Source organism: Prevotella sp. S7 MS 2 (assembly GCF_000762865.1).
Classification (GTDB): domain Bacteria; phylum Bacteroidota; class Bacteroidia; order Bacteroidales; family Bacteroidaceae; genus Prevotella.
In genome coordinates this window covers 38,439-55,418 of sequence record NZ_JRPT01000018.1, presented here as the reverse complement: position 1 = coordinate 55,418, position 16,980 = coordinate 38,439, and the positions used below count along the sequence as shown (strand labels likewise).

12 protein-coding genes are annotated in these 16,980 nt (G+C 44.9%); 7 read left to right on the top strand and 5 right to left on the bottom strand.

The window, feature by feature from the left end:
• Nucleotides 1-68: 68 nt before the first annotated feature.
• Together HMPREF0671_RS04200 and HMPREF0671_RS04195 are read left to right on the top strand one after the other, a co-directional pair.
• Nucleotides 69-605 (top strand): HDIG domain-containing metalloprotein, encoded by a 537-nt coding sequence (locus HMPREF0671_RS04200; RefSeq protein ID WP_036897009.1) that lies wholly within the window; start codon nt 69-71, stop codon nt 603-605.
• A 62-nt stretch (nt 606-667) separates the two neighbouring features.
• Nucleotides 668-3,508, top strand: coding sequence for a putative LPS assembly protein LptD (locus HMPREF0671_RS04195; protein ID WP_036897006.1), 2,841 nt, complete (start codon nt 668-670; stop codon nt 3,506-3,508).
• A gap of 48 nt (nt 3,509-3,556) precedes the next feature.
• Here the strand turns inward: HMPREF0671_RS04195 and HMPREF0671_RS11750 are convergent, their stop codons facing one another.
• The 5 genes from HMPREF0671_RS11750 to pepT all read right to left on the bottom strand — a co-directional run bounded on the left by HMPREF0671_RS11750 (nt 3,557) and on the right by pepT (nt 9,832).
• Nucleotides 3,557-4,810 carry a porin family protein gene (locus HMPREF0671_RS11750; protein ID WP_052052827.1) on the bottom strand — a complete coding sequence of 418 codons (1,254 nt, stop codon included), beginning with the start codon at nt 4,808-4,810 and terminating at the stop codon, nt 3,557-3,559.
• Nucleotides 4,807-5,370 carry an RNA polymerase sigma factor gene (locus HMPREF0671_RS04185; RefSeq protein WP_036897003.1) on the bottom strand — a complete coding sequence of 188 codons (564 nt, stop codon included), beginning with the start codon at nt 5,368-5,370 and terminating at the stop codon, nt 4,807-4,809. Before HMPREF0671_RS04185 ends, HMPREF0671_RS11750 begins: the two co-directional genes overlap by 4 nt.
• Nucleotides 5,371-6,141: a NigD-like protein gene (locus tag HMPREF0671_RS04180; protein WP_052052824.1), complete on the bottom strand. Its 771-nt coding sequence runs from the start codon at nt 6,139-6,141 to the stop codon at nt 5,371-5,373.
• A 136-nt stretch (nt 6,142-6,277) separates the two neighbouring features.
• Nucleotides 6,278-8,527, bottom strand: coding sequence for a cation:proton antiporter (locus HMPREF0671_RS04175; protein ID WP_036897000.1), 2,250 nt, complete (start codon nt 8,525-8,527; stop codon nt 6,278-6,280).
• Between the two features lie 81 nt (nt 8,528-8,608).
• Complete coding sequence (gene pepT, locus HMPREF0671_RS04170) at nt 8,609-9,832, bottom strand: peptidase T (protein WP_036896997.1); 1,224 nt, start codon at nt 9,830-9,832, stop codon at nt 8,609-8,611.
• A gap of 707 nt (nt 9,833-10,539) precedes the next feature.
• Here pepT and HMPREF0671_RS04160 point away from each other — a divergent pair.
• The 5 genes from HMPREF0671_RS04160 to HMPREF0671_RS04140 all read left to right on the top strand — a co-directional run bounded on the left by HMPREF0671_RS04160 (nt 10,540) and on the right by HMPREF0671_RS04140 (nt 16,967).
• Complete coding sequence (locus HMPREF0671_RS04160) at nt 10,540-11,475, top strand: calcium/sodium antiporter (RefSeq protein ID WP_036896990.1); 936 nt, start codon at nt 10,540-10,542, stop codon at nt 11,473-11,475.
• Between the two features lie 118 nt (nt 11,476-11,593).
• A complete protein-coding gene (locus HMPREF0671_RS04155; protein WP_036897051.1) occupies nt 11,594-12,316 on the top strand; it encodes a queuosine precursor transporter in 723 nt (240 codons plus the stop codon).
• 17 nt (nt 12,317-12,333) lie between these two features.
• Nucleotides 12,334-12,816: a preQ(1) synthase gene (gene queF / locus HMPREF0671_RS04150; RefSeq protein ID WP_036896988.1), complete on the top strand. Its 483-nt coding sequence runs from the start codon at nt 12,334-12,336 to the stop codon at nt 12,814-12,816.
• A gap of 22 nt (nt 12,817-12,838) precedes the next feature.
• On the top strand, nt 12,839-15,058 hold the full coding sequence (locus HMPREF0671_RS04145) for a patatin-like phospholipase family protein (protein WP_036896986.1): 2,220 nt from the start codon (nt 12,839-12,841) through the stop codon (nt 15,056-15,058).
• 115 nt (nt 15,059-15,173) lie between these two features.
• Nucleotides 15,174-16,967, top strand: coding sequence for a DNA polymerase III subunit gamma/tau (locus HMPREF0671_RS04140; RefSeq protein WP_036896984.1), 1,794 nt, complete (start codon nt 15,174-15,176; stop codon nt 16,965-16,967).
• The last annotated feature ends 13 nt before the right edge of the window (nt 16,968-16,980 follow it).

Here is a 16,980-nt window from a genome sequence, read left to right as displayed (position 1 = left end):
AATCTATATACAGAAGGCACAACCCCATCTAAGGAGTTGTGCCTTTTTAAATAGGAACTAAAGAACTCATGGATTACCAAACCATCATTGACAAATATTATCCCGAGAACAATGAGTTACGCCATATATTAATGGTACATAGCCGTAGCGTAGCGGATAAAGCCTTGGCTATTATCGACCGCCATCCGGAGCTAAACATCGACCGACAATTCGTAGAAGAAGCTGCCATGCTCCACGACATAGGTATCATGAAATGCCATGCACCGGGTATTTACTGCACAGGAACAGAGCCTTATATCTGTCACGGACGCTTAGGAGCCGAGCTCATGCGGCAAGAAGGCTTCAACAAACATGCTCGTGTATGCGAAAGACATACCGGTGCGGGCATCTCGGCTATAGCTATAAAAGAACAAAAGTTACCTCTACCCTGTCGCGATTTCCTACCCGAAACGATAGAAGAGCAACTCATCTGCTACGCTGACAAGTTTTACAGTAAAACTCATTTGGACAGAGAGAAAACCATAGAGCAAGCTCGTAAGAGTCTTGAAAAGTTTGGAAGCGACGGCTTAACTCGCTTTGACACATGGTGTAAATTGTTCGAGTAAAACGTTAAATATACTATGTGCAGGGACTGAATCTGCACTTTTTTCTTACCTTTGTACGAATTATGAGAAGATGTTCGTTCATAGTACTGTTGTTATTTGCCTTCATCTTTGTGTTGGCAAATTCCAATATGCAATTCTTTAAAAGGAAACATAAGACCGCTACCAAAGACTCTACAGCGGTGAACGACACCATTTTGCGAGATTCACTCGGCAGAATCATCCCCGACACCTTGCGTATGGACTCCATGCAATTGGCTATCTATCATCATAACAAAGCGATAGACGACTCCATCAAGTTAGACTCCATCAACCGTACAAAAAAGAATGGAATCGACGCTCCCGTCACTTATACAGCTACAGATTCATTGGTCTACGATGCCACATCAAAGGTGGCACATCTCTATGGAAACGCTAACGTGAAGTATGAGACCATGGATTTGACGAGCGACAAAATTTATATGAATCTTGACAGTAGCTTGGTACATGCCACCGGAGCCTATAAAGACTCCACACAAAAGGAACTTACCGGCACTCCTTTATTCAAAATGGGGAATGATTCGTACGAAAGCGATACCATGGCTTTCAATTTTAAGACCAAAAAGGGGCTCATCAGAAACACATACACAAAGCAACAAGACGGCTTCTTGACCAGTGAACTGTCGAAACGAAATGACAATGGCGAGATATTCTTGAAGCATGGGCGTTATACAACATGCGATGAAGAACACCCGGACTTTTATATTGCACTGTCAAGAGCAAAGGTTCGCCCCGGCAAGGATGTCGTTTTTGGGCCGGCATACTTGGTTGTTGCCGATGTGCCACTGCCTTTTGCGATTCCTTACGGCTTCTTCCCATTCACCAAAAGTTACTCCAGTGGCTTCATCATGCCAACGTATGGTGATGAGAGTACACGTGGTTTCTACTTGAGAGATGGTGGATATTACTTTGCCATAAACGATAAATGGGATCTAAAACTCTTAGGAGAAATCTACACAAAAGGGTCGTGGGGACTGAGTGCGGCAAGCAATTACCGCAAGCGTTATAGATACAGTGGCAGTTTCTTATTGAGTTACCAAGATACCAGAACAGGCGATAAAGGACTGCCGGATTACTCCAAACAGAAGAGTTTTAAGATTCAGTGGAGCCACCGGCAAGACTCTAAAGCCAATCCTTATAGCTCGCTTTCGGCTAGCGTAAACTTCGCTACATCGAGCTATGAGCGCAATAATCTGAACAGTCTATACAATCCCTACACGCTCACACAAAGCACTCGAACCTCTTCGGTAAGCTGGAGTACGACATTTTCCAGTATCGGATTGACCTTGAGCAGTACTGCCAACTTAGCGCAGAACATGCAAGATTCAACCATTGAAATGACCTTGCCCGACCTCAATGCCAGCTTGAGTCGCTTCTATCCGTTCCGCCGTAAGAGCGTAGCGGGAAAACTACGGTGGTACGAAAAAATCTCGGTAAGCTATACAGGACAGTTCTCTAACACCATTAGAACTAAAGAAGACCACCTACTCCACGCCAATCTGATTAAGGAATGGAAGAACGGTATGTCGCACAACATCCCCATTACAGGAAGCTTCTCGCTCTTTAATGTAGTGAACGTGACACCCTCTTTCAACTTCCAAGACCGTATGACGGCTCGCAAGGTAATGCGCTCATGGGACACAGCAACACAAAAAGAGGTGGCCGATACGACTTACGGATTCCACAATCTCTACAATTGGAACCTCAGCGTAAGTGCAAGTACCAAGCTATATGGTAGGTTTATTCCCTCTCGTAAGCTCTTCGGCGACAAGGTACAAGCCATCCGTCATGTCATCACACCAACCATCAACTTCAGCTATGCGCCCGACTTCGGTGCACGTCGTTATGGATATTGGGATTCATATCAAAAGACCGATGCCAATGGAAACGTCACTTGGGAGCAGTATTCTCCTTATTCCGACTCTAGATATGGAGTTCCATCAATAGGTCAAACCAAAAGTATCAGCTTCGCCATCGACAATAATATCGAGATGAAAGTGAAATCGGACAAAGATTCTACGGGCGTTAAGAAGATTAGTATCATTGATAATTTAGGCCTCAACATGTCTTACAATGCTGCCGAAAAGGAACGTCCTTGGAGTGATTTGAGTATGAATATCCGTCTGAAATGGTGGAAGAGCTACACCTTTAATATGAATGCTGTCTTCGCAACTTACGCTTATGAGCTTGGCGCAGATGGCAAGCCATTCGTCGGCACACACACGGAATGGGGACGAGGACGCTTCGGTCGATTCCAAGGAATGTCGCAAAACCTCTCTTTCACACTCAATCCTGAAAAGATAAAGAAATGGTTTGGCGGTGGAAGTGACGACGATGCAGACGACAAAAAGCGAAAGAAGAACGATCCTGATGCCGAAGGTGTGGACACAGACATAGAGAGTAACGTTGATGACGAAATGATAGAAGGCCAGCGAGGTGCTAAATCTAAGCAGAAAAGAGGTAAAGCCGAGACCGACGACAATGGCTATATGACTTTCTCAATGCCTTGGTCTTTGACTTTCGGATATGGTATTACGATGCGCGAAAACACTGGCGGTACGTTCAATACAAAGACAATGCGCTATCCATATAAGTTCTCTCAAACTCTCAACGTGAGTGGCAATCTGCGCATCAGCGACGGTTGGAATATCAGTTTCTCCAGTGGTTACGACTTCGACTATCACAAACTGAGTATGACGACGGCCTCTCTCCAGCGCGACCTACACTGCTTCAACATGAGTTGCTCAGTAGTTTTAGCCCCTTATACAAGCTATAACTTCACGTTCCGCTGCAATGCCAGCACGCTGACCGACGCCTTGAAATACGATAAACGAAGCGGTGTTAATAGTGCCGTTCAATGGTATTAAATAAAAAGCGAGACCGTCTGGCCTCGCTTTCTTCTTTTTATTATTTGCTTATTTCGTATTAAATCGGATACCGGCTTTTAGTTCAAAAGTTATTGGTCGGTCGTTATAAATCGTCTGAACATCTGATTTATTGTCAAAATGATAGGCAGCTCCCGGTTCAACATAGAGTCCTAGTTTATGTGATAATTTATATTCCACACCCATACGACTGCTTAGCGACCACTGCAATCGTTCCATCTTAACCTTACTGTAAGTCGACTTTCCATTACTATCCTCCCCGTTTTCTTGGCGACCAGAGACTAGTTTTTCAGCTCGTCCACCCGCTGCGACATAAACATTCAACTTGTTATTCTGCCATAAGGAGTAGTTCATTTCCAACGGAATACCCACGAAGTGAAGCTGTTGCTTACTACTATACGATGTAGAACCAACGACATTGGCCATATCAGAACTGTGATAGCTGTACATCAAACCAGTCTCAAGGCTCAAACGATGCATTAATGGGATTGACAACGTTACTCCTACAGTCACCGGTTGATGATGATGTACCTTCTTTTTTACTTCATTTTGTCCCACAGGTATGATATAGGTAGTCTTTTCGGGCAACATTTCATAGTCATTACTCACAGCAAGTGCCGCATAATCGGAGTTACTCAAATTAGCCGATTTAGGTAATCCTCCTAGCGATAAGCCAAATTTCAACCCTTCATGGGTTTTCTTTTGATTATGTACCAAAGCCAATAATCCATTATCACGAGACCGTGTAGACGAGGTTTTGTTTTGTTTCTTCTCTGTTATAGGCTTCTCTTCTGTCTTTTTAGATGGCAACACCTGTTGGTCAGGCGATACCACTGTGCTATCCTGATTCAATACTTGAGCTATCATTCCCCCACTATTATCCGTCTCCAAACGACGCACAACCGGTGGTAATATACTCTCGACAGCCTTCTTAACTTGGGCTACCAAATCTTGATTAGTTTCACTTATATACTGTTTTGTAGGAGTTTCGTGTTCATGAAAATCTGCCATTGGGGCATTTATTTTCATCCCTTGGTTCACCTGATTTACCGAAGTATTGGTCAATAGAACCAATCCCACAGCCGCAGCACCAAGCAATAAAGCAACTACAATGCCCTTGCCTCGTACCTTATCAGGTACCTTTTCCTCTTCTATTGAGATTGGAGCATACTCTTGATCGAGAACTTCCAGACGTCCCATTACATCGTCTAGCAACCCTTGTGGAGCTGTTTCCTCGTAATTTTCCATCTTGCTACGCAATGTCTTTAGCCAATCATTGCTCATACCCGTCCTCCTTTCTTATATTCAATTATCTTCTTTTTCAATATCGTTTTCGCCCTATTCAGCTGCGATGCCGATGAATTTTCTTTGATACCTAGTATATTTCCTATTTCTTTATGGCTTTTATCTTCAAATACATAGAGGTTGAATACCGTTCGATACCCATCGGGCAGCTCTCGAATCATCTCTTGTAACACCTTCGGTGGCACCTCGTCTACCGGCATATCATCATCGTCTGCCACCTCCGGTAAGTTTTCATCGAACAACAATGGTACAGTCTTCGACTTCCTGAGGAAGCTCAATGCTTCATTTACTACAATCCTTTTACCCCATGCCAATAATGACCCTGCAGCCCGATATTCAAAGTTTTCGGCATTCATAAACACCTTAATCAGAGCTTCCTGAAGAACATCTTTCACATCGGCATCGCTTTGTATATAACGCGAACAAACGGCGGTGAGTCTTCCGGCATATAGAGCATAGAAGTCCCTCATCGCCGTTTTATTCCGTTGGCGAAGTCCCTGAGCAATGCGCAGTTCTTGCTGTGTCTCTGTTAGTTGCACTTATTTCTTTAATAAGTCGTCCCTCACACGATAGTCAAACGTAACGCTCTCCTGACCGAAAAACGACTTCCACTTCAACTTCAATGTTACTTTCTTCTTCCCTTGCGCTTTAGCTAAACTATCTATTTTAGCCAATCGGAATGCTATAAAAGCCGGTCTCAGTACACCAGTAACATCTCCATGCGCATGATGACGGAATTCTAACTCGTATGGGTCTTTAGGATTCGTATCCATAACAAGGTTAAAGACATGCTTCTTATTATTATTTACTCCCCACATCGTGTGGAATCCTAATGTCAGATAGCCATCTTCAGCCACCGTAGGAAACGCTCTGATAACATCCACAGGGTCATTCCCGTACGTTGCAATATCTTGCTTTTCGCCCAATGTCTTCACAGCGGGCTTCGTTCTAATGCTATCCATCCAATTGACATAGAACTGCAAGACACCATTTTTATCCTTTCCTTCTTCCCGAAGATTGGCAAGCGCACGTACTTCTTTGTCTCCAAAAGGTGATTTTGCATAATTTTTGGCATGTCCAACTTTATCTTCTGACATCCAAATATAGAACTTCTTTCCATCCTTCATAGGTTTTACCGTTACCACAGCATTGGCCAATGGCTTACCTCGAAACCCATTATTATCACCATCCGAGTTACATGAAGTAATCAAAATTGATGTTACCATCATCATCAATACCGATAGAAAACCGGTAATTTTTATTCCTTTAGTCTGTCTTATCAGTTGGGAAACTGCATTATTCGTTTTCATTTCAGTTCTGTTTTTTGCGTTAATACTAATTTTGTAGGTGAGTACTCAAACAGTAAATACACAAATAAAAGAATCTTGCATTGATAAACTTTAAAGCATGTTAAATAGATATTACATCGCTAGGAATAGGAATTCTTTATCCCAATTTCATCAAATCTTGTAATGAAGACTCCTCGCCTACCACCCAAACCACATCTCCCACCTCAAACACATGGGTAGGATTGATGAGCGTGAGCGTCTGTTGCCCCTGCTCGGCACCCACAACCATGCAATTATAACGGTCGCGGATACCACTTTCTTTCAATGTCTTTCCGGCCAAACAGCTATCTTTCCCGATTACCAGTTGCCGCAATTTCATCTCTCGCTTCTCTATTTCTGCATCTTCAGGCACCAATGCTCCTTTCATAGCCGCAGAAAAATGATGCAACTGTTCATCGTTTCCTATCACCTGAATTGTATCGCCGGGAAAGATTATTGTATCACCATTGGGGATGTTCAGCCGCTGTCTGCCACGCAAGATACTACTCACATGCACCCCAAAACGATTGCGGAATTGCAATTGCCGTAGCGACTGACCGGCCCACACCGAATCTTCCGGCACGTCCACATCGCTGATATGGATGTCACGATCAAGCAGATGTCCCTCAAAGAGCGGTCGTTTACGCCCATGCACACGTGCTTCTATGTCGCGCGACTGCAAGTTTTGAATGAACAAACGTTCCAATCTGATACTCCGATGTTTCAACGACCGTGACAGTATCATGAGGATTATCATAGCCACAGCTATCGTTATCATCAGCGCATTGGTAAACCTTGTCAAGTAATTACAGATATAGAAGATGAAGGCCGATGCTATAATCACCCTCACCAAGCTTGTGAAAAGCAGTGGCAGACGGTTGATACGATTCTCTGTCCATAACTGTTTAAACTCTTCACTGTGGAAATGTCGCATCACCAACGCACGCAGGAAAGGTGAAATCAAAGCCACCGTCAACACGCCACACACGCCGTTTGCCCACCAATGAGGCAGCAAATGGCGCACAAAAGGTAGGAAGAAAGTGAGCATCATAGCAGTCACAGCAGCCGACAAAATACCATAGATGGCCGTGCTGACAAGTAACTTCCGCAGTAACATTCTCCATGTTCCGGCCTCGTTAGACATGTGATTGTCCACACTCAAATGGTTCAAACGCCTCAACCAGCGCTTGGGAAGGCGCCTCTCCACCAACAGATAGCATGGTTCGGCAGCCCGCATCATATACGGAGTGAGGAAGGTTGTAATAACCGAAACGGCCACTACCACCGGATAAAGGAATTTACTGATTACGCCAAGCGACAACCCCAACGAGGCTATGATGAAAGCAAACTCACCTATTTGCGCCATAGAGAAACCACAACGCATAGCTGTCTTCAGCGACTGCCCGCTGAGTAAAAAGCCCAATGTACCAAATACTCCCTGCCCGACGAGGATGGTCAACACCAACACAACGATGGGTGCGGCATACTTCATCATCACAACAGGGTCTACCAACATACCCACTGAGACGAAGAAGATGGCTCCAAAAAGATTCTTAATAGGTTCCACCACACGGATAATCTTATCGGCTTCCACCGTCTCGGCTAAAATACTGCCCATCACAAATGCACCAAAGGCACTGCTAAAACCTACCTGTGTAGAGATGACAGCCATCAGACAGCAGAGTCCCAACGCCACGATGACCAGCGTCTCACTATTCATCAACTTACGTGTCTTGCGCAAAAAGCTTGGTATAACAAACAATCCTACGACGAACCAAAGCACCAAGAAGTAACCAATACGGAACAATGAGCCGAATAATTGTCCCCCATCCGGACTACTCCCACCAGCCAATGTACTTAGCATTACCATCAAAACAATAGCCAATACATCCTCTAATATAAGCACACTCATCACCAATCCGGCAAACTTCTGCTGCCGAAGTCCAAGGTTGTCGAGCGCTTTATATATAATAGTGGTGGACGACATAGCCAGCATACCACCCAAGAAAATACAGTCCATCTTACCCCATCCGAACGCATGACCGACATTAATGCCCAACAACATCATGCAGAAAATGATAGTAAGCGAAGCTATCACCGGTGCCAACCCCATCTTCAAGATCTTCTTAACCGAGAAGTCCAGTCCCAAAGCAAACAAGAGGAACAGCACACCTATATCGGCCCACGTCTGTATATCGGCCTTATCGACCACCGACATGGTATAAGGCATGTGGGGCGAAACAAGGAATCCGGCAAGAATATAGCCCAACACGAGAGGTTGGCACAACTTTTTGAACAATAAGATAACGATACCTGCCACAACCAATATCAAGGCAAGATCGGCTATAAGATGGGGTAATTCGGCCATAAATTGTTTGATATGAAAAGGAGCTGAATGAGCGTACACCGTTCATTCAGCTCCTTGCTTATTTATGAATAGTTCTTTTGGTTAATCTTCATAGTTCCCGGTAATCTCGCATATCTTCACGATGACATCCACAGCTTTCTCCATTACCTGCACAGAGACAAACTCATAAGGCCCGTGGAAGTTGACACCGCCAGCAAAAATATTGGGACAAGGCAAGCCCTTGAAGCTGAGCTGCGCACCATCCGTACCGCCACGGATAGGAGCAACCTTCGGTGCTACACCGCTTTCCTGCATAGCTTTCAGTACAATATCGATAACATGCATGTTCGGATCTATCTTTTCCTTCATGTTGTAATACTGATCTTTCAGTTCAATACGTACTGTTCCTTCACCGTATTTCTCGTTCATACACTTCACACAGTCTTCCATGAAGTCTTTGCGATCCTCGAATTTCTCTCGATCGTGGTCGCGAATAATATAACTCAACTTTGCTTCTTCCGTACGACTCTCAATACCTAGCAGATGGTAAAAGCCTTGATAACCCTCCGTAGTCTCCGGTAAGTCGGTCTCCGGAATCATGTTATTGAACTCGCAAGCCAATCGATTGGCATTAATCATCTTACCTTTGGCATATCCGGTATGCACACTCACACCCTTGATAAACACCTTGGCACTGGCAGCATTGAAGTTTTCGTATTCCAAATCGCCCAAATCGCCGCCATCCATGGTATATGCCCAATCACAACCAAACTTCTCTACATCGAAATGATGAGCCCCCATACCAATCTCTTCATCGGGATTGAAGCCCACACGAATGTCTCCATGCTTTATCTCATCGTGGTCGCGTAGGTAGCACATTGCCTGTACTATCTCAGCTATACCGGCTTTGTCGTCGGCTCCGAGCAGTGTTGTACCATCGGTAACGATGATGTCTTCGCCCTTATGGTCTTTGAGTTCAGGAAACTTGTCAGTACTAGAGATGATGCCCGGTGACAATTCTATATCGTTACCATCATAATTTTCGATAACGCGTGCCTTTACTCCATAGCCACTGGCATCGGGACTTGTATCGTAATGAGAGATGAAACCGATGGTCGGTAACTTCTTCTTGGTGTTAGCTTTCAGTGTGGCATAGATGTAACCCATATCATCCATCTTCACATCGCTCAATCCTTCGTTCTCTAATTCCTTAACCAGATATTTGGCAAATTCCAATTGTTTCGCCGTACTCGGCACGGTCTCAGAGTCTTCAGCCGACTGTGTGTCGAACTTGGTGTAATTGATAAATCGTTCGGTTATTTCCATTTTACAATTTTGTCTTTATAAATATAGTACTGCAAACATACATAAAAATCCCGTAATTTCAAAACTTAGAAATATAAAAAACATAAGTGGGAGACGGAAATAAAATTCTTATCCAATCTAAAAATATCTTTGTCATAACGCAACTATAGCAGAATGATTATATCTTAGGAATCGTAGGGACGCGCCATGTCGCGTCCACGAGCAGGATATATACCACATTTTCAGAGCCGGAAGCTTTAGAGTTATGGCAACGAATCGGCTGCCTTTCAAGCAGTAAATTCCCCATCTCTCAATCCTAACCCAATACTTTTCAACTCAAAAACTCATGAACTTTCAAACTCAACCAATAACTCATCAACTCAAAGACTTAAAAACTGAAATCTCAACTCGTCCACTTATCCACTTAAAACCATCTCCCTCCCCTTTTGGGGAGGGCTGGGGTAGGGCTGTTGCAGCGGCTCCCCAGCATCGCTGTCTCGGCTTTTCAGCAATGCTGCATGGACTTGACAGCGATGTTGCCTTGGCCTTGCAGGCAAGTAGTTAACAAGTAAACGAGTTGACAAGTAGACAAGATTACAAGATATGAAGCTAATGAATGAGTTGACAAGTAGACGAGTTTGAGTTGACAAATAGATAACTCTTTGTACTCATAAAGATAATATGGAGTTTAAAGAATATCATGTTTTTTACCTAAATTTGCCGACATTATGATACTGAATATCGTTTTTATCCTTGCCGGCATCGTACTGGTGTTATGGGGAGCCGACCGTTTGACCGACGGAGCCGTGGCTTTAGCCGAGAGAATGAATATCCCTCAAATCGTTATCGGACTCACAATTGTGGCCATGGGAACATCCATGCCGGAGTTTTGTGTGAGTCTTGTATCAGCTCTTAAAGGCACACCCGATTTGGCAGTGGGCAATATTGTGGGTAGCAATATCTTCAATTCACTACTCATTGTGGGCGTGGCTGCGATGGTCACTCCCATGACTATTTTGCACTCTACGGTGAAAAAGGATATCCCATTTGCCCTCGTGGCAGCTGTAGTACTACTGATGATGTGTATGGACGGTAACATTTCACGCATCGATGCCGGTATTTTATTAGCATTACTTGCTATCTTTATGTACGTGACTCTGAAAGAGGCGAAGGGTGAAAACGGCACTACGAAAGAAGCAAACCAGCACCCCATGAACGGATGGAAAGCCATAGGATTCTTGCTTCTAGGCTTGGTGTGCTTGATAGTTGGCAGCAACATCTTCGTAGACGGAGCCACCAACGTGGCACATACACTAGGTGTAAGCGATGCAGTGATAGGTTTGACGATTGTTGCCGGAGGAACTTCACTGCCCGAACTAGCCACTAGTGTAGTATCGGCACGCAAAGGCCAAAGCGGCATTGCCATTGGTAATGTGTTAGGGAGCAACGTGTTCAATATCTTGGCCATCCTTGGTCTCACCGGCATCATCTCACCGATGATAATTCAAGGCATCACCACGACCGACTTATCGGTCATGGTAGTGGCAATGATTATGCTGTGGTTGTTCTCCTTCACCAAGTATACCATCGCCCGATGGGAAGGAGCTATCCTCACAGCTACGTTCGTCGGCTATCTGAGTTACTTGCTTTATCAAGTGGTATAAAGCAAGTGCTAAGTTACGATTATCGGACTTTTGCTTGCCTACGTCGCTGATAATGATTAACTTTGCAACCGCTTAAATAAGAACCGAGTGCTTGGTAAACCTCGTAAAAAACAAGAAAATGGAAAAGAAACGTAACATGGTGAGTGTGCTGTTTATGCTTTTCAGCATACTCTTTTGTGTTTGTCTAATTGCGGCAAACGTACTCGAAACAAAGCAAATCGCAGTAGGTCCTTTCACATTACCGGGTGGTTATACCACAGGTGCAATTAGTTTGACCGGTGGACTCATTGTCTTCCCCGTCTCATACATTATTAACGACTGCGTATGCGAGGTGTGGGGCTATGGCAAAGCACGCTTGTTGATATGGATAGGATTTGCCATGAACTTCTTCTTTGTGACGCTTGGTGCACTCTGCGATTGGATTCCCGGTGCTCCATATTGGACCAATGATGCCGGCTTCCACGCCGTGTTTGGCTTGGCACCACGCATCGCTGCCGCTTCATTTACCGCTTTCCTGTGCGGTTCGTTCGTCAATGCTTACGTGATGAGTCGCATGAAAATTTCATCAAAAGGAAAGAATTTCTCTGCTCGTGCCATCCTTAGTACGGTGTTCGGAGAGAGTGTTGACTCTATTATCTTCTTTCCCTTGGCACTCTCAGGAATCGTACCAACCGATGAACTACCCGTGTTGATGATTGGACAAGTGATACTCAAGACACTGTACGAAGTCGTTGCATTGCCGTTAACCATCCGTGTGGTACGCGCTGTCAAGCGACATGAAGGCGAAGACGCCTACGATGATGGCATCAACTACAACGTGTTTAAGTTGTTGAATATCTAAAATGAGATGATCAAAATATGGAAAACCAAGCAATCAAACAACAAGATACACGCGAAGAAGAGGGTTTGCAGGCACTAGGTTCTGCAACCCGCTATCGCATGGACTACGCTCCTGAGGTACTCGAAACATTTCAAAACAAGCATCCGGAGAACGATTATTGGGTGAGATTCAATTGCCCTGAATTTACTTCACTGTGCCCAATTACCGGTCAACCCGACTTTGCCGAGATTCGAATATCCTATGTTCCAGCTGAGAAAATGGTGGAAAGTAAGAGTTTGAAGCTCTATCTATTCAGCTTCAGAAACCACGGTGACTTCCATGAAGACTGTGTCAACATCATCATGAAAGACCTCATTAGGCTCATGAGTCCTAAATATATAGAGGTGACGGGAATCTTTACACCGCGTGGTGGCATTAGTATTTATCCCTATGCTAACTACGGTAGACCCGGAACAAAGTATGAACAAATGGCCGAGCAACGCTTTGCTACTCACGAATAAACACTTTTAAGACCACCATACCATGCGACGATTAACACTACTTTTAGCTCTAACAACTGTATTTACAACCCTATGGGGACAACCCATCAGTGAGAAACGCCCGAAAGTAGCCGTCGTATTGTCGGGTGGTGGAGCCAAAGGTATGGCTCATATCGGTGCTCTCAAGGTGATAGAAAGAGCCGGAATTCCAGTCGACATCATTACCGGTACATCTATGGGAAGCATCATCGGTGGTCTATACGCAGTGGGATACAATGCCCATACGCTCGATTCTCTAGTAAGAAGGCAAGACTGGACGTTCGTTCTTTCGGATAAAGCAGACGTGAGCAGCAGTACACTTGCCAACCGAAAGAAACAAAATACCTATCTATTGACACGCGACATGATCTTCTCAAAACGCTCCGGTAGCGTCTCAGGACTTATCCGCGGGAAGAATCTATCGAAACTTTTTGCTCAACTAACGTCTGCTTATCGTGATTCAATAGATTTCAATAAGCTTCCCATTCCTTTTGCATGCGTGGCTACCAACATCGTAGATAACACGGAATACGTTTTCCATCACGGTGTATTGGCAGAGGCTATGCGCACCAGTATGGCTATTCCGGGAGTGTTTTCTCCAATCAGAAAGGGCAATATGGTGCTGGTTGATGGCGGTCTACGCAACAATTATCCGGTGGATATTGCTCGCGAAATGGGTGCCGACTACGTGATAGGAGTAACCGTTCAAGGCTCACCCAAGACCGCAGACGACCTATCTAACGGTGCAGCTGTAATCAGTCAGATAGTAGCTGTGAACTGTAAAAACAAGTACGATGAGAATATTGCCAACACCGATGTGCTCATCAAGGCCAACATCAGCGGCTATTCAGCTGCCAGTTTTACCCACGCAGCCATCGATACATTGATAGCACGAGGTGAAGCAGACGCCTTAAAACACTGGGATGAATTGCTGGCTTTGAAGGCTAAGTTGGGGCTTTCAGCTGATTATCAGCCCACTGCCAAGCCTTTACAACATGCCTCTCCCCTGCCCGAACGAATGAAACTAGGCAGTATTACCTTTGAGGGTGTGGATGTAGCAGACCGTAATTACCTTGAACGACAGTACAGATTAAACCATCGCGACAGTATCTCGATGGGCTATATGGAGAAAGTTGTGAATACAATGCGGATAGACTTGTACTACGACGATGCCTATGTGGACTATCAACAAGCGGGCGATAGCTACAACATACACGTCGTTGCAAATGCCAAGAAAGCTACGAAACTGAATTTAGGAGTACGTTTCGACACCGAAGAAATCGTAGCTTTGCAAGCTAATGCAGGCTTTTTCGTCAAGAGCAAAAACGTTCCTATGACTGCCGATTTCACCATGCGACTCGGCAAAAGAATCATGGGAAGGGGTGATTTCTCGATTCATCCATACGCTTGGGGACGCATGATGCTCTCCTATATCTTCCAACATAACGACATCAATGTGAACGAACGGGGAAACAGAATCTTTAATGTCACCTACAATCAACACTCCGTTTACCTAAATGTATTCGACTTTAATATTCGCAATTTCAACGTTACCATAGGTCCACACTTCGACTATTACTCCATTCACGACATCCTGTCAAACCAAGATATCGTTTCCGATTTCTCGACAGTACACCATCTTCATCTCCTAAGCTACCATGCCCATGTGACTTATAACTCCGAAAACAATTGGTATTTCCCATCTCATGGTGCCAATATGGAGGCCGGATATGGGTATTACACCGATAATTTTGCACACTATAATGGGCATATTGGCTTCAGCGCATTGAATGCTTCATGGCGCTGGGCATTCCCTTTGACCAACCGATTAACCCTACAGCCCATGCTCTACGGACGGTTGTTATTCGGTTCAAACATCCCCGGTGTGAAACGAAATACCATCGGTGGCGACTGGAACTCCCATTACTTTGACCGCCAAATGCCCTTTGCCGGCATGGGATATGTGGAATTTACCGACAACCAATTCATCGGTTTGCAACTCAAACTACAACAACGCATCGCTGACAACAACTATGTGATGCTGAAAATAACAGGGGCACAGCATGCCGAAAAGTTGAGAGGATTGCTCGACCGTGGTCCAATGATGGGTTATCAAGCCTCATATTACTACAACAGCATGCTTGGACCACTCGGCGCAAGCCTTGGTTTCGCGAGCAAAACCAACCAATTCTATTTCCATATCAACCTCGGTTTTGTATTTTAAACCGGCATCTTTCCCTTATCATTTCAAAGAGTCGGCATCTTAATCTCGCACTATATTGCCGACTTTTCAGATAAAAATGGTATCTTTGCAGGACACTGTAAAACCTAAAAACGAGATGGAAGAATACATCGTTTCGGCGCGTAAGTACCGTCCTATGAGCTTCGATTCTGTGGTAGGTCAATCTGCTTTGACCACCACATTGAAGAATGCGGTAAAGAGCGGTAAGCTTGCACACGCCTATTTATTCTGTGGTCCGCGTGGTGTGGGGAAGACTACGTGTGCCCGTATCTTCGCTAAAGCCATCAATTGCGAGCATCCACGCGAGGACGGGGAAGCTTGTAACGAATGCGAGAGTTGCCGTTCGTTCAATGAACAGCGTTCGTATAACATCTTCGAACTGGACGCAGCAAGTAATAACTCGGTCGAGAATATTAAGGCTTTGATGGAACAAACGCGCATTCCCCCGCAAGTTGGACGCTACAAAGTGTTCATTATTGACGAGGTACACATGCTCAGCACGGCAGCTTTCAACGCCTTCTTAAAGACATTGGAAGAGCCCCCTTCGCACGTCATCTTTATCCTTGCGACAACTGAGAAGCACAAGATTCTACCCACAATCTTAAGCCGTTGCCAGATATACGACTTCGAACGGATGAGCGTTTCCAATACCATCAATCACTTGAAGATGGTTGCCGAGAAAGAAGGAATCACCTACGAAGAGCGTGCACTGGAAATTATTGCAGAGAAAGCTGATGGCGGTATGCGCGACGCACTGTCTATCTTCGATCAGGCTGCAAGCTTCTGTATGGGAAACTTGACGTACGACAAGGTGCTCGAAGACTTGAATGTGCTCGACACCGAGAACTATTTCAAGGTGATAGACTTGGCTCTTGAGAACAAAGTGAGCGACATTATGGTGCTGCTCAACAGCGTTATCAGCAAGGGATTCGACGGTGGTAACTTCATCATAGGGTTAGCCAGTCATGTACGTAATGTACTAATGGCCAAGGACAACCAAACCATTCCACTGCTTGAAGCGAGCGAACAACAGCGTAAACATTACCAAGAACAGGCAGCCAAATGCCCTACTCGATTCTTATACAACGCCTTGAAGTTAATGAATCAATGCGATATCAACTACCGACAAAGTAGTAATAAGCGTCTATTGGTGGAACTTACGCTGATTCAAGTGGCTCAACTCACGCAGCCAGCCGACGAAGATGCAGGCGCGGGGCGTAGCCCTCACAGATTAAAATCCCTGTTTAAGAAATTAATTTCTTCCACACCTAAACCGGCATCGCAGGTGGCCGGGGTTGGAACGAATACCGGTGGAGCATGGCGTACAGACAGAGCAAAAGTGGCAGCACAGCTCCATAACGAGCCACAAAAGCCCACAGAAGCTCCCCATGCAGCCACAGAAAGTGCATCTACAGTCCAAAAGCCGCGCCTTAAACTTAACAAGTTGGGCTTCACATTTAAGGAATTGAGAAACGGTCCGGACAAGGTAGCCGAACAAGAAGTCACAATTACCAACAGCGGCGAGAACAATGAGTTCAGTCAAGAAGACTTGGAATTGCAATGGTTGTCTATGTGTAACCGCATGCCACAATCGATGACAGGCATGGCTTCGCGCATGAAGAACATGCGACCACGCATCACCGACTACCCCAACATCGAAGTTATCGTAGACAATCAGATACTCTTGAATCAGATACAAGATATCAAGCCACGTATCAAAGTGACGATAGCCAAGGCGTTGCACAATGGAAATATAGACCTAAGTCTACGTTTGGCCAAAGCCGAAGAGGTGACCAAGATATTGACAAAACGCGAAATCTACGACGAAGTGCGGCGCAAGTATCCGGCGATGGAGAAACTACGAGTGGCACTCGACCTAGAATTGACTTAGCTAATATCGCTGC

What these genes read in the sequence shown, in the direction of transcription:
- HMPREF0671_RS04200 (WP_036897009.1), top strand. Translation starts at nt 69, where the DNA reads ATGGATTACCAAACCATCATTGACAAATATTATCCCGAGAACAATGAG.
- HMPREF0671_RS04195 (WP_036897006.1), top strand. Translation starts at nt 668, where the DNA reads ATGAGAAGATGTTCGTTCATAGTACTGTTGTTATTTGCCTTCATCTTT.
- HMPREF0671_RS11750 (WP_052052827.1), bottom strand. Translation starts at nt 4,810, where the DNA reads ATGAGCAATGATTGGCTAAAGACATTGCGTAGCAAGATGGAAAATTAC.
- HMPREF0671_RS04180 (WP_052052824.1), bottom strand. Translation starts at nt 6,141, where the DNA reads ATGAAAACGAATAATGCAGTTTCCCAACTGATAAGACAGACTAAAGGA.
- HMPREF0671_RS04175 (WP_036897000.1), bottom strand. Translation starts at nt 8,527, where the DNA reads ATGGCCGAATTACCCCATCTTATAGCCGATCTTGCCTTGATATTGGTT.
- pepT (WP_036896997.1), bottom strand. Translation starts at nt 9,832, where the DNA reads ATGGAAATAACCGAACGATTTATCAATTACACCAAGTTCGACACACAG.
- HMPREF0671_RS04160 (WP_036896990.1), top strand. Translation starts at nt 10,540, where the DNA reads ATGATACTGAATATCGTTTTTATCCTTGCCGGCATCGTACTGGTGTTA.
- HMPREF0671_RS04155 (WP_036897051.1), top strand. Translation starts at nt 11,594, where the DNA reads ATGGAAAAGAAACGTAACATGGTGAGTGTGCTGTTTATGCTTTTCAGC.
- queF (WP_036896988.1), top strand. Translation starts at nt 12,334, where the DNA reads ATGGAAAACCAAGCAATCAAACAACAAGATACACGCGAAGAAGAGGGT.
- HMPREF0671_RS04145 (WP_036896986.1), top strand. Translation starts at nt 12,839, where the DNA reads ATGCGACGATTAACACTACTTTTAGCTCTAACAACTGTATTTACAACC.
- HMPREF0671_RS04140 (WP_036896984.1), top strand. Translation starts at nt 15,174, where the DNA reads ATGGAAGAATACATCGTTTCGGCGCGTAAGTACCGTCCTATGAGCTTC.